Source organism: Chromohalobacter sarecensis (genome assembly GCF_023061135.1).
In the GTDB taxonomy this organism is placed as follows: Bacteria; Pseudomonadota; Gammaproteobacteria; order Pseudomonadales; family Halomonadaceae; genus Chromohalobacter; species Chromohalobacter sarecensis.
The window spans coordinates 82,701-103,232 of the sequence record NZ_JAKGAN010000004.1; the positions used below are offsets into that span (position 1 = coordinate 82,701).

Here is a 20,532-nt window from a genome sequence, read left to right on the forward strand (position 1 = left end):
AAGTTGACCGTTTTGCTTGGTTTTCACGATAATAGGGAGTCATATGCCATACGATGGATTAAGGAGGTCACCCATGAGCGGGGCTGAATCGTTCGTCCCTGTGCCCATGTACTTGACCGATGCCGCCGCCCAGCGACTGGGCGTCTTGGTCGAGGAAGAGGGCAAGCCGGGTCTCAAGCTGCGTGTCTACGTCACCGGCGGAGGCTGCTCGGGCTTCCAGTACGGTTTCGATTTCGCCGAGAATGTCGGCGACGAGGATACCGTCATCGAACATGGCGGCGCGTCGATGATCATCGACGCACTCTCGTATCAATACCTGGTCGGTTCCACGGTAGATTTCGAGGAAGGCCTCGCCGGCGCGCGCTTCATCATCAAGAATCCCAACGCCACGTCCACCTGCGGCTGCGGTGCCTCGTTCGCCGTCTGAGCGGTCATGCAGCGTCTCGGGCGTCCGCCACGCGGATGCCCCTTCTCTCCTTTCGCGTTCCCCACCCTTTACTTGACGCCCTCACCGGGACTCGTCAATGTAGAGTTGGTCCCATCAAAAACAGCAAACGGGGAACGCTATGAAACACTTGCCACTATGTCTACCACTTCGTCTTTCCGCCCTCGCGCTGGCACTCGGTACCAGCGGTGCCGCCCTCGCCCAGGATACACCCACGCTCGCCGTGGCGACCGATCCCAGCTTCGTGCCCTTCGAAATGATGGACGAGGATAGCGGCGAAATGGTCGGTTTCGACATCGACATCATCAACGCCATCGCCGATCGTGCCGGTTTTGATGTCGACCTCAACACCATGGACTTCAACGGCATCATTCCCGCCGTGCAGACCGGTAACGTCGACATCGCCATCGCGGGTATCACCATTACCGACGAGCGCGGCGAGATCGTCGATTTCTCCGATCCGTACTACGACAGCGGTCTGCGCATCCTGGTCCCCAACAGCAACGACGACGTCGAAGAGATCGACGATCTCGAAGGCATGCGTATCGGCACCAAGATCGGTTCCACGAGTTACGACTACCTTCAGGAAGAGCTCGGTGACGATGCCGAGATCACCCCGTATCCGGGCAGTGCCGACATGTACATGGCCCTCATGGGCGGCAGTGTCGATGCCGTGTTCTATGACGCCCCCAACGTGGGCTACTTCGCTGAAACCAAGGGCCAAGGCAAAGCCAAGGTGGTCGGGCCACTGTATGAAGGCCAGCAATACGGCATCGCCTTCGTCAAAGGCAGCGAGTGGGTAGAACCCGCCAACGAAGCGCTCAGCGAGATGCGTGAAGACGGCACCTACGACGACATCTACGAAAAGTGGTTTGGCAAGGCGCCTGACGCCGAATAAAGACGACGATCCATCAGGGGCCGGGTGACCATGCACTCGGCCCCTTTTCATGGCATACCATCCACCGTAAGCGTCGTCGCCTCGGCGCGCACGTACGCCGAGTCACGACCCTGGAGACACCTTCGTGGACGTCACTTTCCAGTTCGACTGGCAGGCGGCTATCGCCTCCCTCCCGCATCTTCTCATTGGCGTTCCCTGGACTTTGCTGATCTCCTTCGGAGGCCTCGCCATCGGCTTTCTGATCGGCATCGTCTTCGGCCTTCTACGCATCAGTCCGCTGCGCTTGCTGCGTTGGCCAGCCACTGTCTACATCGAAATCTTCCGCGGTACTCCAGTGCTCGTGCAGGTGCTGTTCATCTTCTATGGCCTACCGCAACTTCTGGGTGGCCCGATCAACGCCGTGGTTGCCGGTATCGCCGCCATCGCCCTCAACTCGGGGGCCTATATTTCGGAAATCGTGCGCGGCGGCGTGCAATCCATCGAAAAGGGCCAGCGCGAAGCCGGCTTGTCGCTCGGTCTGTCGCGGACCGATACCTTTCGCTACATCATCTGGCCCCAAGCGCTGCGCCGCATGATCCCGGCGCTTGGCAATCAGGGCATCGTCAGCATCAAGGACACCTCGCTGTTCTCGGTCATCGGTGTAGGCGAGCTGGTGCGCCAAGGTCAGATCTATATCGCGACCACCTTCACCGCGCTCGAGGTCTACTTGATGGTCGCCTTGCTCTACCTGGCAATCACCCTGAGTCTCTCTTTCGCCTTGCGCCTGCTAGAGCGCAAGGGCCTGGTCGGACAATGAGGCGCCTATCATGAATGACAATCAGCAAGCTTCCCCCATGCCGATCGTTACGTTGGAGAAGGTCAACAAGTACTTCGGCAGCCTGCACGTGATGCAGGATATCGATCTCGAGATCGCCGCCGGCGAGGTGGTCGTCATCGTCGGTGCCAGCGGCTCCGGAAAATCGACGCTCATTCGCTGCGTCAACGGCCTCGAAGAGTTTCAATCGGGACGCATCGTCGTCGATGGCAACGAGCTCACACCATACGGCAAGGGCGGAAAATCGTTGCAGACCATCCGCACCGAAGTCGGCATGGTCTTCCAGCAATTCAACCTGTTTCCCCATTTGTCGGTGCATGCCAACGTGACCCTGGCCCCGGAGAAAGTACGCGGGCTCGACAACGTCAAGGCCCGGGAAATAGCCGATCGATTGCTCGAACGCGTGGGTATCAGCGATCAAGCTGACAAGTATCCCAGCCAGCTTTCCGGAGGGCAGCAACAGCGTGTCGCCCTGGCGCGTGCATTGGCCATGGAACCGCGCCTGATGCTGTTCGACGAGCCCACCTCGGCCCTCGACCCGGAAATGATCGGCGAAGTACTCGACGCCATGCGCGAACTGGCCAACGAAGGCATGACGATGATGATCGTGACCCACGAAATGGGCTTCGCACGCGAGGTCGCCGACCGCGTCATCTTCGTGCACGACGGTCGTATCGTCGAACAAGGCACACCACAGGAAGTCTTCGATCATCCCCAACACGAACGTACCCAATCCTTCCTCTCCCGCGTCCTCAAGCACTAACGTTCTCAGAGACTAGGTAGCACTCCCTCCCCGCAATCACGCGGCGACCCAAGGGGTCGCCGCGCTTTCTCGTTGTCTTCACAGGGCGATTTTTTGCCTGTGCATAACTTTGCTGTCATAACCTGCTTATTCTGGCTACCAGCCCTTTCATACCGGGGTTAAGAGACAATACCGCCAAATGTTGACCACTATGGGCGGGGCCCAGGTATACGCCTGGGGACAAGTGGTGCACGATCTGACGTGTGGATAAGCGCCCCTTCCATCCACAGGCCATCCCCCGCTCCCACGCAGGCTTTCGGCCTTTTTTCCGATCAATAACAAACAGCGTAACTATTCGCCAATGCTGTACTTTTTCCACTTATCCCCAGATATCGCCGAGACCAGTAATAACAACAACAACAGAACTTCTTTTAAATTCTATATTGTTATTAATAAGAGCCCGGATAACGAACCCACCCACTGGCAATCCATGTGTGGAAAACCCTGACGGTTACTCACAAGGGGTTTATACTGTCCGGCTATTTGCCAAGCTCATCGCCTGACGATGAGGCTTGCCGACATGCACGACCGCAGCCAGACGCTGCGATTCGAGGTGTAACGTGGATTATCCAGACCGCTTTGATGTCATCGTCATCGGCGGGGGCCATGCGGGGACTGAAGCCGCATTGGCTGCCGCTCGCATGGGCTGTCAGACGCTATTGCTGACGCATAACATCGAGACTCTCGGCCAGATGTCCTGCAATCCCGCCATCGGCGGGATTGGCAAGAGCCATCTGGTCAAGGAAATCGATGCACTAGGCGGCGCCATGGCGCATGCCACCGATCTCGGCGGCATTCAGTTCCGTGTACTCAATGCCCGCAAGGGTCCCGCTGTGCGTGCCACTCGGGCCCAGGCCGATCGCGTCCGTTACAAGGCTGCGATTCGCAGCCAACTGGAAAACCAGTCGCATCTGACGCTCTTCCAACAGGCCGCCGACGACCTGATCGTCGACGGCGACACGGTGCGCGGCGTCGTCACGCAGACGGGGATCCGGGTCTATGGCGAAAGCGTGGTGCTGTGTACCGGGACCTTCCTCGGCGGTGTTATCCACATCGGGTTGGATAATCACTCCGGCGGACGTGCCGGGGATCCGTCCTCCAACGCCTTGGCACAACGCCTGCGCGCCCTACCGTTCAATGTCGATCGGCTCAAGACCGGTACACCGCCACGCCTGGACGCCAAAAGCGTGGATTTCTCGGTACTCGAGACCCAGCCCGGCGATACGCCGACACCGGTGATGTCATATCTCGGCAACCGTGAGCAGCATCCGCGTCAGATGAACTGCCATATCGCGCATACCAATGCCCGTACCCACGAGATCATTCACGCCAATCTCGATCGCTCGCCGATGTATTCCGGTGTCATCGGAGGTGTGGGACCACGCTACTGCCCGTCCATCGAAGACAAGGTGAACCGCTTCGCGGACAAGTCGAGCCACCAGATCTTCGTCGAGCCCGAAGGCCTCGATACTCACGAGCTCTACCCCAACGGGATCTCGACCTCGCTACCCTTCGATGTGCAGTTCCAGGTGGTCCGTTCGATCAAGGGCTTCGAGAATGCGCACATCACGCGTCCCGGTTATGCCATCGAGTATGATTTCTTCGATCCGCGCGATCTGCGTCACTCGCTGGAAACCAAATTTATCCACAACCTGTTTTTCGCCGGTCAGATCAACGGCACCACCGGCTACGAGGAAGCGGCCGCCCAAGGCTTGTTGGCCGGACTCAACGCCGCACGCTGCGCCCAAGGACAGGATGCCTGGTCACCGCGCCGCGACGAGGCCTATCTCGGGGTGCTGGTCGATGACCTGATCACCATGGGGACCCAGGAGCCGTACCGCATGTTCACTTCGCGGGCCGAGCACCGCCTGTTGCTCCGCGAGGACAACGCCGACTTGCGTCTTACCGAGATCGGGCGGGAACTGGGACTCGTCGACGACGAGCGTTGGCAGCGTTTTTCCACCAAGCGCGAGGCCATCGCCCGCGAATCCGAACGCTTGCGGGACACCTGGGTACAACCCCAGAGCGATCTGGCCCAGCGCCTGTCAAGCAAGCTCGACAAGCCCCTGGCCCGCGAATACCGCCTGGCGGATCTACTCAAGCGGCCCGAACTGACGCATGCCGACCTCGACGACGACGCCCCCGCGCTCGACCCGGCCGTCGCCGACCAGGTTCAGATCCAGGCCAAGTACCAGGGATACATTGCGCGCCAGCAAGACGAGATCGATCGTCTGCGTCGCCATGAGACGCTGCGTCTGCCCGAGGATCTCGACTACGCACGCATCGATGGCCTGTCCCACGAGATCCGTCAGAAGCTCGAAGCCGCGCGGCCTGAGACGCTGGCGCAGGCAGGACGTATCTCCGGGGTCACCCCGGCGGCCGTGTCGCTGCTGCTGGTGCATCTCAAGAAGCGTCGCCTGATCGATGAGCAGTCCCTGCAGGCGGCCAACGCATGACCTCAGCTTGTGAAACGCGTCTCGATAGCGGCCTTGCCGCACTCGGGATCGACGTCGATGCTACTGCCCGTGAGCGCCTGCTGGCGTTGCTCGCGTTGTTGCACAAGTGGAACCGCGCCTATAACCTCACCGCGGTACGCGATCCTGAGCAGATGGTCACCCGCCATCTGCTCGATAGCGCCAGTATAGCGGCCGCCGTGCGCGGTCCGACGTTGCTCGATGTCGGCGCGGGCGCCGGGTTGCCTGGCCTGGTATTGGCGATCCTCGATCCTCGCCTGGCGGTGACCCTGCTCGACGGCAACGGCAAGAAAGTACGCTTTCAGCGCCAGGCCGTTCTAGAGTTGGGGCTGGATAACGTCACACCGGTGCAAGCGCGGGTCGAAACCTTCGAACATGGCGGTTTCGACCAGATTGTGTCGCGGGCCTTCGCCGACCTGGCGACCTTTCTCACGCTGACGCGCCCCTTGTTGGCCGAGGATGGCGAGTGGTTGGCGATGAAGGGCCGTGATGTGGACACCGAGCTTGCCGCCTTGCCGAGCGAGGTGACGCTCGTCGAAAACCGCCGGCTGGCGGTGCCGGGCGATGAGGCGCAACGCGTGCTTGTGCGCCTGCGACGTAGTTGAATGCCACCAGCGCTGCCGTTTTCGGGCGTTGTCGATAATGGGAGTCGATCGTGACCAAGATAATCGCCTTGACCAACCAGAAGGGTGGCGTTGGCAAGACCACCACCGCGGTCAATCTCGCGGCCTGTCTCGCTGCGCTGGACAAGCGGGTCCTATTGGTCGATCTCGATCCCCAGGGGCACGCCACCATGGGCAGTGGCGTCGACAAGCATGAACTCGAGGGAAGCGTGCTCGATGTGCTGCTCGACGGGCGCCGTGCCAGCGAGGTGATTCTCGATTGCCCCGACGCCGGCTATGCGCTGCTGCCCGGCAATGGTGACCTGACCGCCGCCGAAGTCGATCTCCTCGATCGTGACGGACGCGAGCGCTGCTTGGGTGATGCTTTGGGAAGCGTGGCCGCAAGTTATGACGTAGTGATCATTGACTGTCCGCCTTCGCTCAACATGCTGACCGTCAACGCCTTGACCGCCGCGGATGGGGTGTTGATTCCCCTGCAATGCGAATTCTACGCGCTGGAAGGGCTCTCGGCGCTTCTCGACACCGTCGAGCAGATCCAGGCCAACGTGAATCCCGAACTGAGCATTTTCGGCATCGTGCGCACCATGTACGACGCGCGCAACAGCCTGACGCGTGATGTCAGCAAACAGCTGAGCCAATATTTCGGCGACACCCTGCTCAAGGCGACCATCCCGCGCAACGTGCGGGTCGCCGAGGCACCCAGTCACGGGTTGCCGGTGACCAAGTACGCGCGGCTGTCGCGGGGAAGCCAGGCCCATCGGGTATTGGCCAAGGAACTGATCCGTCGCCTGGCGCTATGATGCGCCCCTGGCGAGTGGGAGACGAATCGAGGGAATGCTTATGACGCGCAAACGCGCACTGGGACGCGGCCTGGATGCCTTGATCGGTGCAGGCGCGCGTCAACGCGATACGCTCGGCGATGACACCATCGACGGTGACGTCGTGCTGGAACCCGCTCAGGCCCCGGCTGCCAGCGAGGAGCAGGAGCGCTTGATGCGCTTGCCGCTAGGTCAACTGAGCCGGGGCAAGTATCAGCCACGGCGCGATATTCAGCCTGAGTCGCTTGAAGAGCTGGCCGATTCGATTCGTGCCCAGGGCGTCATGCAGCCCATCGTGGTCCGACCGATGGGCGAGTCTCGTTACGAGATCATCGCCGGCGAGCGACGCTGGCGGGCGGCTCAGTTAGCGGAACTCGACGTCATTCCCGCCGTAGTGCGAGAAGTCAGCGACGAGGCCGCCCTCGCCTTGGCGCTGATCGAGAACATCCAGCGCGAAAATCTCAATCCGGTGGAAGAAGCCATGGCGCTGAAGCGTCTGCTCGAGGACTTCGAGCTTACGCAACAGCAGGTGGCCGATGCGGTGGGCAAATCGCGTGCGCAAGTGGCGAACCTGCTGCGCCTGTTGAGCCTCGACGAAGAAGTGCAGACGCTGCTTGAACGCGGCGATCTGGACATGGGGCATGCGCGTGCCCTGCTGACCCTGCCCGCCGCGCGCCAGCGCAGCATTGCGCGTGAGGTCGTCGAGCGCGATCTGACCGTGCGCCAGACCGAGGCGCTGGCCAAGCAGAACGCCAGCGGCAAGAAAAACGCTAAGTCTGCGCCGAGCGCACCGGCCAATACCGACGTGGCACGGCTCGAAACGCGTCTCGCCGAACTGCTTGGTGCCCCGGTCAAGATCCAGCATGGGGCTTCTGGCAAGGGACATGTCACCATTCGCTACACCAGCCTCGACGAACTGGACGGCATCCTGGGCCATATTCAATGACGGGATGCAGCCGCAAGATACACGGCAAGTGTGACAAAATGCCGCAGTAAACGTTTAGCGCGTTAACGTTATTTATCGTCTTTTCGTGCCCCTTTAGTGGTAAAGGGCTACTAGATCGCGCTAAATAGGCTCATGTTCTGTTGAAGGCCACTAGGCGCTCCCCTATAATCCGCCGAGATTTGTCCGGTGACGACACCAGCAACAAGAGGACGGCAAGACCGACGCCATGCATAAAACGGCACCGGCCAGGCTCAAGGGCCCACGACTGTTTCCTTTGCTGATGTTGCAGTTGTGCATGGCACTGGGAATGACGGCACTCGCGTTGATCTGGCATACGCCTGAAGCGGCGTTATCGACATTGTTGGGCGGCCTGGTTGCCTGGTTGCCCAATGTCTTTTTTGCCTGGCAGACCTTTCGTCATCAAGGAGCATCGCAAGCGCGCAACATCGTTAAGAGTTTCTACCGAGCCGAGGCCGGTAAGTTCGGTTTGACGGCGGCATTGTTCATAGTGGTATTCGTGGCTGTGCCCCCCTCAAACCCGGCTTTCTTCTTTGGCGCTTATGTGGTGACGCAGTTGGCGCACTGGCTGGGACCTTGGCTGTTGTATCGACCGTCGCGCACTTGAACTCGAGGCTTACTCAATGGCAGGCAACAATCCGACGTCTTCGGAGTACATCCAGCACCACCTGCAAAACATGACCTTCGGGTTGCACCCGGAGAATGGTTTGGGGCTGGCACATTCCCCGCAGGAAGCCCAGGAAATGGGCTTCTGGGCGATTCACCTGGATACCATGGGCTGGTCGATCGGCCTGGGGATCTTATTTTTGTGGTTATTCCGCATGGTCGCCAAGACCGCGACCACCAGCGTACCGAGCGGCATGCAGAATTTCGTCGAGATGATGGTCGAGTTTGTCGATAACTCGGTGCGCGAGACGTTTCATGGCAAGAGCAAGCTGATCGCACCTCTGTCGCTGACGATCTTTTGCTGGATCTTCCTGATGAATCTCATGGATCTGGTGCCGGTGGACTTCCTGCCGATGCTGGCGCAGAAGATCGGTGCCTGGTTCGGGGCCGATCCCGCACATGTCTACTTCAAGGTCGTACCGACCACCGACGTCAATGCCACGCTAGGCATGTCGCTGTCGGTCTTTGCCCTGATCATCTTCTACAGCATCCGCGAAAAAGGCTTCTCCGGTTTCGTGGCCGAGCTGACGCTGCACCCGTTCAATGCTTCGAACCCGTTCGTCCAGGCCTTGCTGATTCCCGTCAACTTTCTGCTGGAAGCGGTGACGCTGCTGGCCAAGCCCGTGTCGTTGGCACTGCGGCTGTTCGGCAATCTCTATGCGGGCGAGCTGATTTTCATCCTGATCGCCATGGTCGGCTTGTGGCAGTTGCCTTTGCACTTCGCGTGGGCGACTTTCCATATCCTGATCATCACGCTGCAGGCGTTCATCTTCATGATGCTGACGATCGTCTACCTGAGCATGGCGACGGAAAAGCATTAACCGATTTTCTCAACCCCAACCCCTTAAACCTTGAAATAAACTGGAGTCAATCATGGAAGCACAAGTTCTGGGCATGACCGCTATCGCCGTCTCCCTGCTGATCGGTCTGGGTGCATTGGGCACCGCCATCGGCTTCGGCATCCTCGGCGGCAAGTTCCTCGAAGGGGCGGCACGCCAACCGGAGATGATTCCGCAACTGCAGGTGAAAATGTTCATCGTCGCCGGTCTGCTCGACGCCGTGACCATGATCGGTGTGGGTATCGCGCTGTTCTTCACCTTCGCCAATCCGTTTGTCGGTTAACTTCGCCGTTCGGCCCATGGGCCACGGTGACATTAACCCCAAACTTGTGATGCGAGAGGTGCTGGCGTGAATCTGAACCTAACCCTGATCGGTCAGGCCATAGCCTTCGCGGTTTTCGTCTGGTTCTGCATGAAGTTTGTATGGCCGCCGGTCATGCAGGCGCTGCAGGAGCGGCAAAAGAAGATCGCCGATGGCCTGGATGCGGCCAGCCGTGCGACTCGCGACCTTGAGCTGGCCGAGGAGCAAGCGGCCGAGCAACTCAAGGAAAGCAAGGAGCAGGCGGCCGAGATCATCGAGCAAGCCCATAAGCGGGCCAACCAGATGATCGAGGAAGCGCGTGATAACGCTCGTCTCGAAGGGGAGCGCATGATCGAAAGCGCCCGCGGTGAGATCGAGCAGGAGACGCAGCGTGCGAAGGAAGAGTTGCGGGCCCAGGTGGCGACACTCGCCATTCAGGGGGCCGAGCGTATCCTCGACTCCTCCATTGATGAAGCCAAGCATCGTGAGCTGGTCGACAAGCTCGCGGCCGAGCTCTGAGGAGGTGAGGCATGGCTGAAACGTCTACCGTAGCTCGTCCGTACGCCAAGGCGGCGTTCGAATATGCGCGCGACCACAAGGCGCTTGAAGTCTGGTCCGAACAGTTGACGTCGGCGGCGCAAACGGTGGCTGACGCTACGTTTGCCGCTAAGGTGGTGGGCAACCCGAAGCTGTCCCAAGGACAGAAGACCGAGTTGTTGCTCGATATTTGCGGAGAACTCGATGAGTCGCTTCGCAATTTCCTCCGTAGCGTTGGCTCGCAAGGGCGGCTTGCCGCCCTCCCGGCGATCGCCGAGCAGTTCGACGCGCTGCGTGCTCGAGAAGAGAAGCGGGTGGATGTGACTATCGTCTCCGCTTTTGATCTGGATGCCGCACAGCAGGACAAGCTCGCGATCGCGCTGAAAAAGCGTCTCAACCGCGAAATCTCCATTACCACTCAGGTGGACCGTGCGCTGATGGGCGGCGTGATCCTGCGTGCCGGCGACACCGTCATCGACGGTTCGGTACGCGGTCGATTGAACCGTCTACGCGACGCACTTTCCGCTTGAGTTCGAGGGACATGGCATGCAGCAACTGAATCCTTCCGAGATCAGCGACATCATCAAACAGCGTATCGAAAAGCTGGATGTCGCATCCGAAGCCCGCAATGAAGGTACCGTGGTCAGCGTTTCCGACGGTATCGTGAAAATTCATGGTCTCGCCGACGCGATGTTCGGTGAAATGATCGAGTTCCCCGGCAGCATCTTCGGCATGGTGCTCAACCTTGAGCGCGACAGCGTGGGTGCCGTGGTGCTCGGTGACTACCTGCAGCTCGAAGAGGGCATGACTGCACAGTGTACCGGTCGTATCCTCGAGGTGCCGGTAGGGCCGGAACTGATCGGCCGTGTGGTCGATGCGCTGGGTAACCCCATCGATGGCAAGGGCGAGCTCGACACCAAGATGACCGACGCGGTGGAAAAGGTCGCGCCGGGCGTCATCACTCGTCAGCCTGTCGATCAACCGATCCAGACCGGTCTCAAGTCCATCGACTCCATGGTGCCGATCGGGCGTGGTCAGCGTGAGCTGATCATCGGTGACCGTCAGATCGGTAAGTCGGCGATCGCCATCGATACCATCATCAACCAGAAAGGCAAGGGCGTTACCTGCGTCTATGTCGCCATCGGCCAGAAGCAGTCGACGGTTGCCAATGTGGTGCGCAAGCTCGAAGAGCACGGCGCGATGGAACATACCATCATCGTTGCCGCCGGCGCTGCCGATCCGGCCCCGATGCAGTTCCTGGCAGCGTATTCCGGCTGCACCATGGGCGAGTATTTTCGCGACCGTGGCGAAGACGCCCTCATCGTCTATGACGATCTCTCCAAGCAAGCCGTGGCCTATCGTCAGGTCTCGCTGCTGTTGCGCCGTCCGCCGGGCCGTGAAGCCTATCCGGGTGACGTCTTCTATCTCCACTCGCGCCTGCTCGAACGTGCCGCGCGGATCAACCCCGATCATGTTGAAAGGCTCACCGACGGTGAGGTCAAGGGCAAGACCGGTTCGCTGACCGCACTGCCGATCATCGAGACCCAGGGGGGGGACGTGTCGGCGTTCGTGCCGACCAACGTGATCTCGATCACCGACGGCCAGATCTTCCTCGAGACGGGCCTTTTCAACTCCGGGGTACGTCCAGCGATCAACGCCGGCCTGTCGGTATCGCGCGTGGGCGGTAGTGCGCAGACCAAGATCATCAAGAAGCTGGGCGGTACCGTGCGTCTGGCCTTGGCGCAGTACCGTGAACTGGCGGCGTTCTCGCAGTTTGCCTCGGATCTCGACGAAGCGACCCGCAAGCAGCTCGAGCATGGGCAGCGCGTCACCGAGCTGATGAAGCAGAATCAGTATTCGCCGATGTCGGTGGCTGAAATGGCGGTGACGTTGTATGCCGCCAACGAAGGCTTCCTGGAAGATGTCGAAGTCGCCAAGGTACTGGATTTCGAACAGTCGCTACAGGCGTACATGAAATCCGAGCACGCCGAACTGATGGACAAGATCAATCAGACCGGCGACTACAATGACGACATCCAGCAGGGCCTCAAGTCCGGCCTCGAGACGTTCAAGTCCACTCAGACCTGGTGATGAAGGGCCCGGGATATTACCGGGCCGACATCCCAGCTGAGCGGCTCGCAAGAGGGTGAGATCGAGATGGCAGCTGCAAAAGAGATTCGCACCCAGATCGGGAGCATCAAGAACACGCAGAAGATCACCAGCGCCATGGAGATGGTCGCTGCTTCGAAGATGCGCAAGGCCCAGGAGCGCATGACGGCCAGTCAGCCGTACGCGAAGCTGATTCGTCGCGTTGTGAGCCATATTGCCAAGGCCAACCCCGAATATCGTCATGAGTACATGATCGAGCGCGAAGTGAAGCGCGTGGGGTATATCGTGGTCTCCAGTGACCGCGGCCTGGCCGGCGGCCTGAACGTCAACGTGTTCAAGGCCGTGACGCGCGAAGCCAAGTATTGGCATGAGCAGGACGTCGAGATCGATTACGCGGCGATCGGCTCCAAGGCCAATGTGTTCTTTGGCAACCATGGCGGCAATCTGGTGGCGGGCAAGAGCGGACTGGGCGAGGCCCCGTCCGCTGAAGATCTGATCGGGAGCGTCAGCGTCATGCTGAAGGCCTTCGATGAGGGGCAATTGGACCGGCTTTACGTGGTGCATAACGAATTCGTCAACACCATGACGCAAAAGCCGATCGTACGTCAGTTGCTTCCCTTGGAAGAAGGAATTGCTGACGATGACGATGAAGAAGAGACACGTGCCAGCGGCGGCTGGGACTACCTGTATGAGCCGGATGCCAAGACCCTGCTCGATCATTTGCTGGTGCGCTACGTGGAATCCCAGGTGTACCAGGCAGTGGTCGAGAATGCGGCCTGCGAGCAGGCGGCGCGGATGATCGCGATGAAGAACGCGACCGACAATGCCGGCAATCTGATCGATGACCTGGAGTTGGTCTATAACAAGGCCCGTCAGGCCGCGATCACCCAGGAGATTTCGGAGATCGTCGGCGGCGCCGCCGCCGTATGACGACGCAGGTCCCGCCGAGGCATTCATGCGAATGGCCTCGGGGTCCAGGCGAAGCAGGTTTCATTTGCAGGTATTAGAGGAACCAACATGAGCGGACGTATCGTACAAATCATCGGCGCGGTGATTGACGTAGAGTTTCCGCGGGACGATGTTCCCAAGGTCTACGACGCGCTGAAGGTCTCCGACACCGGGACCATTCTGGAAGTACAGCAACAGCTGGGTGACGGCGTCGTGCGTGCCATCGCCATGGGCACCACCGAGGGTCTCAAGCGGGGACTCGATACCGTCAGTACCGGGGCAGCGATTTCGGTGCCGGTGGGTAAGGCGACGCTGGGACGCATCATGGATGTTCTTGGCAAGCCTATCGACGAAGCTGGCGAGATCGGCGAAGACGAACGCATGCCGATCCACCGCAAGGCGCCGGGCTACGCGGACCAGGCAACCTCCAACGAGTTGTTGGAAACCGGTATCAAGGTCATCGACTTGGTGTGCCCGTTCGCCAAGGGCGGCAAGGTCGGCCTGTTCGGCGGCGCCGGGGTCGGCAAGACCGTCAACATGATGGAGCTGATCCGCAACATCGCCACCGAGCACAGCGGTTATTCCGTCTTCGCCGGGGTGGGGGAGCGTACCCGCGAGGGTAACGACTTCTACCACGAGATGAAGGACTCCAACGTTCTCGACAAGGTGTCACTGGTCTATGGCCAGATGAACGAGCCGCCCGGGAACCGCCTGCGCGTGGCCCTGACCGGTCTGACCATTGCCGAGAAGTTCCGTGACGAAGGGCGTGACGTGCTGTTGTTCGTCGACAACATCTATCGTTACACCCTGGCGGGCACCGAGGTCTCGGCACTGCTGGGTCGCATGCCCTCCGCGGTGGGTTATCAGCCGACGCTGGCCGAGGAAATGGGTGTCCTGCAGGAACGCATCACCTCGACCAAGACGGGTTCCATCACCTCCGTGCAGGCAGTCTACGTGCCGGCGGATGACTTGACCGACCCGTCACCGGCGACCACCTTCTCGCACCTGGACGCCACCGTAGTATTGGCACGCTCCATCGCCGAGTTGGGCATCTACCCGGCCATCGATCCACTGGACTCTACCTCGCGCCAGCTCGATCCGCTGACCGTCGGCGAAGAGCACTACAACACCGCACGTGGTGTGCAAGGTGTGTTGCAGCGCTACAAGGAGCTCAAGGACATCATCGCCATCCTGGGGATGGATGAGTTGTCTGACGAAGACAAGCAGACCGTGGCGCGGGCGCGTAAGATCCAGCGCTTCCTGTCGCAGCCGTTCTTCGTCGCCGAGGTCTTCACCGGGGCGCCCGGCAAGTACGTCTCCCTCAAGGAGACCATCCGTGGCTTCCAGGGCATCCTCGACGGTGAGTACGACGAACTGCCCGAACAAGCCTTCTACATGGTTGGCACCATCGACGAAGCCGTCGAGAAAGCCAACAACATGAAGTAAGGCCACGCCCATTGGGAAGTGATCGGGACGGCGTCGCCGCGCGAGGCGTGCCGGGCCCGAGCTTCCATGAACGAGGAGATAGCGATGGCTAGCTTCCAATGCGACATCGTCAGTGCCGAGAAGGCCATCTTCTCCGGCAACGCCGAGCAGCTAGTGGCGGCCGGCGTGTCGGGCGATCTGGGTATCCTGCGCGGCCACGCACCGCTGCTCACCGAGCTCAAGCCAGGGCCGGTACGCGTGACGCGTGAAGGTGGCGAGGAAGAAGTGTACTTCGTCACCGGCGGTTTCCTGGAGGTCCAGCCGGACGTGGTCTCGGTGTTGGCCGATACGGCTACGCGAGCGCACGATCTCGACGAGGCCGCCGCCGAAGAGGCGCGTCAGGAGGCCTTGCAGGCCATGGGCGATAAGCAGTCCGATCTCGACTATACCCGGGCGGCCGCCGAACTGGCGGAAGCCGTAGCCCAGTTGCGCACTATCCAGCAATTGCGCGAGAAAGGTGGTCGGCGCTAGGCGTCGCAGGCACTACTGCAGTCAAAAAGGCGACCTCCGGGTCGCCTTTTTTGTGGATGCGATCCGCTCACCGCGTGTCACGCACGTTTACATATCGTGCCGAGACATGATGCATGTCGCTTGGTGGGATTCTCCGCGCGCCGTAGAATACGCCCATCTTCTTCAAGAGCTGCATAGGGACGACAGCGATGACGTTAGACGTGGTGATACTCGCCGCCGGCCAGGGAACGCGGATGCGCTCGGCCAAGCCCAAGGTACTGCATCCCCTGGCGGGCAAACCGCTGGTCACTCATGTGTTGGATACCGCCGAGCAACTTAGTGCGACACGTACGCACGTGGTGATCGGCCATGGCGCCGAGCAGGTCGAGACCGAGCTCGACGGGCGTGATGTGCGTTTCGCCCTGCAGGCCGAACAGAAGGGGACCGGCCATGCCGTGGCACAGGCGCTGGAGGGGCTGGGCGACGGCAAGGTGCTGATCCTGTACGGCGATGTGCCGTTGATCCGGGCCGAGACGCTGACGGCGCTACTCGACGAGGTCGATGAACGTCGCGTGGGGCTGTTGACCGTGACCTTGGCCGACCCCAGCGGCTATGGGCGTATCGTGCGCGACGCCGAAGGGCGCGTCACGCGTATCGTCGAACATAAGGACGCCAGCGAGGCCGAGCGCGAGATCACCGAATGCAATACCGGGATCGTCGCCGCCACGGGTACCCAGCTCAAGCGCTGGTTGCCGCAACTGTCCGCCGAGAACGCCCAGGGCGAATATTATCTGACCGACATCTTCGCCATGGCGGCGGCCGAGGGCATCGAGGTTGCCACGGCCAGTCCCGCCTCGGCGCTGGAAGTCGAAGGCGTCAACAACCGCTCGCAGATGGCGACCCTGGAACGTGCCTATCAGCGTAATCGGGCCGAACGCTTGCTGACCGAAGGGGTGGCGCTTGCCGATCCCACGCGTTTCGATGTGCGCGGTCGTCTCGACTGCGGGCATGACGTCTTCATCGACGTGGGCTGTGTATTCGAGGGCGAGGTGACGCTCGGCGACGGTGTCAGTGTGGGCCCCTATACGCTGATCCGCGACAGCCATATCGCGGCGGAGACGGTGATCGAGGCGCATAGCATCATCGACGGCACCGAGGTGGCGGCGCGTGCCCACATCGGGCCCTTCGCGCGCTTGCGCCCCGGTACCCGCCTGGCGTGCGACAGCAAGGTCGGCAACTTCGTCGAGACCAAGAACGCCGAGGTTGGCGAAGGCAGCAAGATCAATCATTTGAGCTATGTCGGCGATGCTCGGCTGGGGCGTGGCGTCAATGTCGGCGCGGGCACCATCACTTGCAACTACGACGGCGCCAACAAGCATCGCACCGAGATCGGCGACGATGTCTTCGTGGGTTCCAATACCGCCTTGGTGGCGCCGGTATCGCTGGGCGATGGCGCGACGGTCGGGGCCGGCTCGACCATCAACAAGAATGTCGACGCCGGGGCCTTGGCGGTCGCGCGACCGCGTCAGACCACGCGTGCCGGCTGGCAGCGGCCTCGTAAGCTTAAATGAAGTAATTGATAGTACTACGGTATATTGCCGTAGTACTGATGCGATGCTTTATTTTTCTGCTACTAATAACATGTTGCTATTGGGGAAATCGACGACATGTCCGTGTTCATCGTAGAGATTGACTTTGGGTTTCAGGTTTTCGATATACCCTTCTTGAAGATATTCGGAAACATGAATAATTTTTAAGTTGAGTCTCTCAAGTAAATGCTGGTATTCCCTTGCATTGAAAACACCATACTGCTCCTTGACCTCACGATAGAAAGAATCACGCCCCCATGTATAAGTATAGAGAAACTCCATCGCGTCATTGACATTGAGAAGAATCCTGGCTACATCCAAATGCTTGAAGGGAATGTTTCTTCCTTTGAAGTTTTTTCGATATTCATGAAATAGGTCGATATCCTCATGCTTCATGAATTCGATGATGCGTTGTTGATCAGCATCGGAATCCATGATCCCGTCACGAATGATGATTCGTCCACCGTCGGTGAGCAACTCGATGGCGTTCTGGAGAGTGGCGGCTACCTGGCCGATATCGAAGTTATTATAGGAATATACTTCATGAAGTACTGACGAGAAAATGATGGTATCGAATTCATGATAGTTGAAGTATTTAGACAACTTTAACAGGTCGCCTTTGGTGAAGTTCGATGTCAGATTTTTCCTGAACATGAAATTTTCTGATAAATGAGATGAGTCGATACCAAGGGTTTTATAGTCATTAAGAATTAGGTATTCCATCAACCCGCCCGTTCCACAACCACAATCGAGCACTTTTCTGCCGGTTGTCCAGTCGACAATTTTTAACTTATCCTCGATGCTTTCATCCATTTGCTCCATGTATTCATGTGTTTGAAGATGTTGCATCGAGTATCTCCGAATATTGCTTTTTCGCCCGCTTAAGGTGTTATGAGAAGATGGTTACTCTTTGACTCTTGCTATGACAGATTCTGACTAGGCGTCTTTAATACGCGTCGAGAAAGCAGTGTAAAAAATATCCTCATGCAGATTGGATTATCTCATTTCTCACGAGGCTTGGCTTGACGAGGGAAGAGATATATCATTCCATAATTAAATTGTTTCGTTTCGGAAGATATGTCTTTCGTGAACAAGGATGATATGCCCAAGCGCGATACCGCCCAGCGCCGCCATGCCATGCTGGCCTATATCAACGAGCAGGGTGAAACCAGCGTCGACACGCTTGCCCGTCACTTTGCTACCTCCGAAGTCACCGTACGCAAGGATCTCGCCACTTTGGAGAAGAGCGGTCTGCTGTTACGCCGCTTCGGCGGTGCCGTGCCCTTGCCCAGTGAGATACTCGCGGAAGCCAACGCTCCGCTTTCACCGCGAAAGCGCGCGATTGCACGTGCTGCCAGCGAACGTATTCGTGCCCACAACCGCATCATCATCGATAGCGGTACTACCACCTCGGCGATGATCCCTGAACTGGGCGGGCGCGAAGGGCTGGTGGTGATGACCAACGCGCTATCGGTGGCCAATGCGCTGCGCGAGGTCGAGCCCGAACCGGCGATCCTGATGACCGGCGGCACCTGGGATCCTCACTCCGAATCCTTCCAGGGGCAGGTCGCCGAGCAGGTGCTGCGTTTCTACGATTTCGATCAATTGTTCATCGGTGCCGATGGCATCGACCTGGCGCGCGGGACCACCACCTACAACGAATTGCTGGGGCTATCGCGGGTGATGGCCGAGGTCGCGCGCGAAGTCGTGGTACTCGCCGAATCCGACAAGATCGGCCGGCGTATTCCCAATCTGGAACTGCCGTGGGAACGGATCCATACCCTGATCACCGACGAAGGGCTTGATGCCGATGCCTGCCGTCGAATCGAAGCACAGGGCATCGCCGTCATCCGCGCTGCGGTCAACGAATGAAGACAAGGAGTTCAATATGTGTGGAATCGTAGGGGCCGTCGCCGAGCGTCATGTGCAGGAAATCCTTCTCGAAGGCTTGCGCCGTCTCGAATATCGCGGCTACGACTCGGCGGGCATGTCCGTGCTCTCCGATGATGCGCGACTCAATCGTCAACGTGCGGTGGGCAAGGTGGCGGCGCTGGAAGAGAAGCTCGCCGACACGTCGCTCAAGGGCACCCTGGGTATCGCTCACACACGCTGGGCCACGCACGGGCGCCCCAGCGAACAGAACGCTCATCCGCATCAATCCGGCGATAGCCTGGCGGTGGTGCATAACGGCATCATCGAAAACCATGAGGCGCTTAAAGCCGAGCTCGAAGCCCAGGGGTATGTTTTTACCTCCGAGACCGACACCGAAGTGATCGCGCACTTGTTGTCGCGCGAGTTCACCCTCTCCCAGGACCTGCTCCAGGCCGTGCAACGCAGTGTGGCACTGCTGGAAGGTGCCTATGCCCTGGCGGTGGTGCACCGTGCCGAGCCCGATGCGATCATCGGCGCGCGCAAGGGCAGCCCGCTGGTGATAGGCGTGGGCATCGGTGAAGCGTTCCTGGCTTCCGACCCGCTGGCGCTGTTGCAGGTTACCGACCGCTTTATCTATATGCTGGAAGGCGATGTGGTACGCCTGGCCCGGGGCGGCGAGATCGAGCTCTTCGAGGCGAGCGGCGAACGCGCTGAGCGTCCGGTGACCGTCTTCGAGCATGGCGACGGCGTGACCAGCAAGGGGGGCTATCGCCATTTCATGCTCAAGGAAATCCACGAGCAGTCCCAGGTGATCGCGGCCACGCTGGAAGGCCGTCTCGGCGATCATCAGGTGCTGGTCAACAGTTTCGGGGCGGATGCTGCGGCGCTGTTCGAGAACGTGCGTCAGGTGCATATCATCGCCTGCGGCACCAGCTATCATGCGGGCATGGTGGCGCGCTACTGGATCGAGAAGCTGGCCGGCGTGCCCACCCAGGTCGAGGTGGCCTCGGAATATCGCTACCGTGAGGTCGTCGTGCCCGAAGGCACCTTGTTCGTGACGTTATCGCAGTCCGGTGAGACCGCCGACACTCTGGCAGCACTGCGCTTCGCCAAGCAGCGTGACTATCTCGGCAGCCTGGCGATCTGCAACGTGCCGGGCAGCTCGCTGGTGCGCGAATCGGACCTTACCCTGATGACCCAGGCCGGCCCCGAGATCGGCGTGGCCTCGACCAAGGCCTTCACCACCCAACTGGTGGCGCTGATGCTGCTAGCCCTGGCGCTGGGCCGCGTGCGGGGCGCCAATGGCGATCATGCGCCGCTGGTTCAGGGGCTTCGCGAGCTGCCTGGGGTGATCAACCAGGTGCTGGCTCTGGATGGCGAGATCGAGCAACTGTCGATGGCGTTCGCCGAGAAGCATCATGCACTCTTCCTGGGACGCGGCGCGCATTTCCCGATCGCCCTGGAAGGAGCGCTTAAGCTCAAGGAAATCTCCTATATTCATGCCGAGGCCTATCCGGCGGGCGAGCTGAAACATGGGCCCCTGGCGCTGGTCGACAGCGAGATGCCGGTGATCGCCGTGGCACCCAACGACGAATTGCTCGAGAAGCTGAAGTCCAACTTGCAGGAGGTTCGCGCGCGCGGCGGTGAGTTGTTCGTGTTCGCCGATGAAGGCATTCGCCTCGAACCCTCCGAGCATCTGCACGTGCTGCGCGTGCCAGCCATCAGCGAGGCGTTAGCGCCCATCGTCTACACCATTCCGCTGCAATTACTGGCCTATCATGTCGCTGTGCTCAAGGGCACCGATGTCGACCAGCCACGTAACCTGGCCAAGTCGGTGACGGTGGAGTGATGCGACATTTTGTCGGCTGGGCTATTTTGTTAGCGTGCTATAAAATACA

At 59.8% G+C, this 20,532-nt stretch carries 21 protein-coding genes; 20 read left to right on the top strand and 1 reads right to left on the bottom strand.

The genetic code is table 11. The features are described from left to right. Window positions 1–73 precede the first annotated feature (73 nt). The 18 genes from erpA to glmU all read left to right on the top strand — a co-directional run bounded on the left by erpA (window position 74) and on the right by glmU (window position 16,744). Window positions 74–427 (top strand): iron-sulfur cluster insertion protein ErpA, encoded by a 354-nt coding sequence (gene erpA, locus L1071_RS07875; protein ID WP_040240244.1) that lies wholly within the window; start codon window positions 74–76, stop codon window positions 425–427. A 139-nt stretch (window positions 428–566) separates the two neighbouring features. Next, window positions 567–1,343, top strand: coding sequence for a transporter substrate-binding domain-containing protein (locus L1071_RS07880; protein ID WP_246971680.1), 777 nt, complete (start codon window positions 567–569; stop codon window positions 1,341–1,343). Window positions 1,344–1,467: 124 nt separating this feature from the next. Then, complete coding sequence (locus tag L1071_RS07885) at window positions 1,468–2,139, top strand: amino acid ABC transporter permease (protein WP_246971682.1); 672 nt, start codon at window positions 1,468–1,470, stop codon at window positions 2,137–2,139. 10 nt (window positions 2,140–2,149) lie between these two features. Beyond that, on the top strand, window positions 2,150–2,920 hold the full coding sequence (locus L1071_RS07890; protein WP_281504487.1) for an amino acid ABC transporter ATP-binding protein: 771 nt from the start codon (window positions 2,150–2,152) through the stop codon (window positions 2,918–2,920). Window positions 2,921–3,519: 599 nt separating this feature from the next. Continuing rightward, entirely contained in the window at window positions 3,520–5,415 is a 1,896-nt protein-coding gene (mnmG, locus tag L1071_RS07895; protein WP_246971691.1) for a tRNA uridine-5-carboxymethylaminomethyl(34) synthesis enzyme MnmG, read from the top strand. Further along, the gene (rsmG, locus tag L1071_RS07900; RefSeq protein WP_246971695.1) at window positions 5,412–6,038 is read left to right on the top strand and encodes a 16S rRNA (guanine(527)-N(7))-methyltransferase RsmG; all 627 of its coding nucleotides are present in this window, start codon (window positions 5,412–5,414) and stop codon (window positions 6,036–6,038) included. The genes mnmG and rsmG overlap by 4 nt, the downstream gene beginning before the upstream one ends. Window positions 6,039–6,088: 50 nt before the next feature. Further along, window positions 6,089–6,856 (top strand): ParA family protein, encoded by a 768-nt coding sequence (locus L1071_RS07905; protein WP_246971703.1) that lies wholly within the window; start codon window positions 6,089–6,091, stop codon window positions 6,854–6,856. Between the two features lie 40 nt (window positions 6,857–6,896). Then, window positions 6,897–7,820, top strand: coding sequence for a ParB/RepB/Spo0J family partition protein (locus tag L1071_RS07910; protein WP_246971713.1), 924 nt, complete (start codon window positions 6,897–6,899; stop codon window positions 7,818–7,820). A 226-nt stretch (window positions 7,821–8,046) separates the two neighbouring features. Further along, on the top strand, window positions 8,047–8,445 hold the full coding sequence (locus tag L1071_RS07915) for a F0F1 ATP synthase subunit I (RefSeq protein ID WP_246971717.1): 399 nt from the start codon (window positions 8,047–8,049) through the stop codon (window positions 8,443–8,445). Window positions 8,446–8,461: 16 nt separating this feature from the next. Next, window positions 8,462–9,325 carry a F0F1 ATP synthase subunit A gene (gene atpB / locus L1071_RS07920; protein WP_246971732.1) on the top strand — a complete coding sequence of 288 codons (864 nt, stop codon included), beginning with the start codon at window positions 8,462–8,464 and terminating at the stop codon, window positions 9,323–9,325. Between the two features lie 52 nt (window positions 9,326–9,377). Beyond that, entirely contained in the window at window positions 9,378–9,626 is a 249-nt protein-coding gene (atpE, locus tag L1071_RS07925) for a F0F1 ATP synthase subunit C (RefSeq protein ID WP_011508579.1), read from the top strand. Between the two features lie 66 nt (window positions 9,627–9,692). After that, entirely contained in the window at window positions 9,693–10,163 is a 471-nt protein-coding gene (locus L1071_RS07930) for a F0F1 ATP synthase subunit B (protein ID WP_246897733.1), read from the top strand. 11 nt (window positions 10,164–10,174) lie between these two features. Then, window positions 10,175–10,711 (top strand): F0F1 ATP synthase subunit delta, encoded by a 537-nt coding sequence (locus L1071_RS07935; protein ID WP_246971739.1) that lies wholly within the window; start codon window positions 10,175–10,177, stop codon window positions 10,709–10,711. A 16-nt stretch (window positions 10,712–10,727) separates the two neighbouring features. Next, window positions 10,728–12,272, top strand: a complete 1,545-nt coding sequence (gene atpA, locus L1071_RS07940) for a F0F1 ATP synthase subunit alpha (RefSeq protein WP_246971755.1) — start codon at window positions 10,728–10,730, stop codon at window positions 12,270–12,272. 66 nt (window positions 12,273–12,338) lie between these two features. Next, on the top strand, window positions 12,339–13,220 hold the full coding sequence (gene atpG / locus L1071_RS07945; RefSeq protein ID WP_246971764.1) for a F0F1 ATP synthase subunit gamma: 882 nt from the start codon (window positions 12,339–12,341) through the stop codon (window positions 13,218–13,220). A gap of 87 nt (window positions 13,221–13,307) precedes the next feature. After that, entirely contained in the window at window positions 13,308–14,684 is a 1,377-nt protein-coding gene (gene atpD, locus L1071_RS07950) for a F0F1 ATP synthase subunit beta (RefSeq protein WP_246971780.1), read from the top strand. 84 nt (window positions 14,685–14,768) lie between these two features. Beyond that, on the top strand, window positions 14,769–15,194 hold the full coding sequence (locus tag L1071_RS07955) for a F0F1 ATP synthase subunit epsilon (protein WP_246971785.1): 426 nt from the start codon (window positions 14,769–14,771) through the stop codon (window positions 15,192–15,194). Window positions 15,195–15,382: 188 nt separating this feature from the next. Further along, entirely contained in the window at window positions 15,383–16,744 is a 1,362-nt protein-coding gene (glmU, locus tag L1071_RS07960) for a bifunctional UDP-N-acetylglucosamine diphosphorylase/glucosamine-1-phosphate N-acetyltransferase GlmU (RefSeq protein ID WP_246971794.1), read from the top strand. A gap of 48 nt (window positions 16,745–16,792) precedes the next feature. Here the strand turns inward: glmU and L1071_RS07965 are convergent, their stop codons facing one another. Next, entirely contained in the window at window positions 16,793–17,611 is an 819-nt protein-coding gene (locus L1071_RS07965) for a methyltransferase domain-containing protein (protein ID WP_246971796.1), read from the bottom strand. A 237-nt stretch (window positions 17,612–17,848) separates the two neighbouring features. Here L1071_RS07965 and L1071_RS07970 point away from each other — a divergent pair, with 237 nt between their 5' ends. Together L1071_RS07970 and glmS are read left to right on the top strand one after the other, a co-directional pair. Beyond that, the gene (locus L1071_RS07970; RefSeq protein ID WP_246971799.1) at window positions 17,849–18,634 is read left to right on the top strand and encodes a DeoR/GlpR family DNA-binding transcription regulator; all 786 of its coding nucleotides are present in this window, start codon (window positions 17,849–17,851) and stop codon (window positions 18,632–18,634) included. A 16-nt stretch (window positions 18,635–18,650) separates the two neighbouring features. Then, window positions 18,651–20,483 carry a glutamine--fructose-6-phosphate transaminase (isomerizing) gene (gene glmS, locus L1071_RS07975; RefSeq protein ID WP_246971802.1) on the top strand — a complete coding sequence of 611 codons (1,833 nt, stop codon included), beginning with the start codon at window positions 18,651–18,653 and terminating at the stop codon, window positions 20,481–20,483. The last annotated feature ends 49 nt before the right edge of the window (window positions 20,484–20,532 follow it).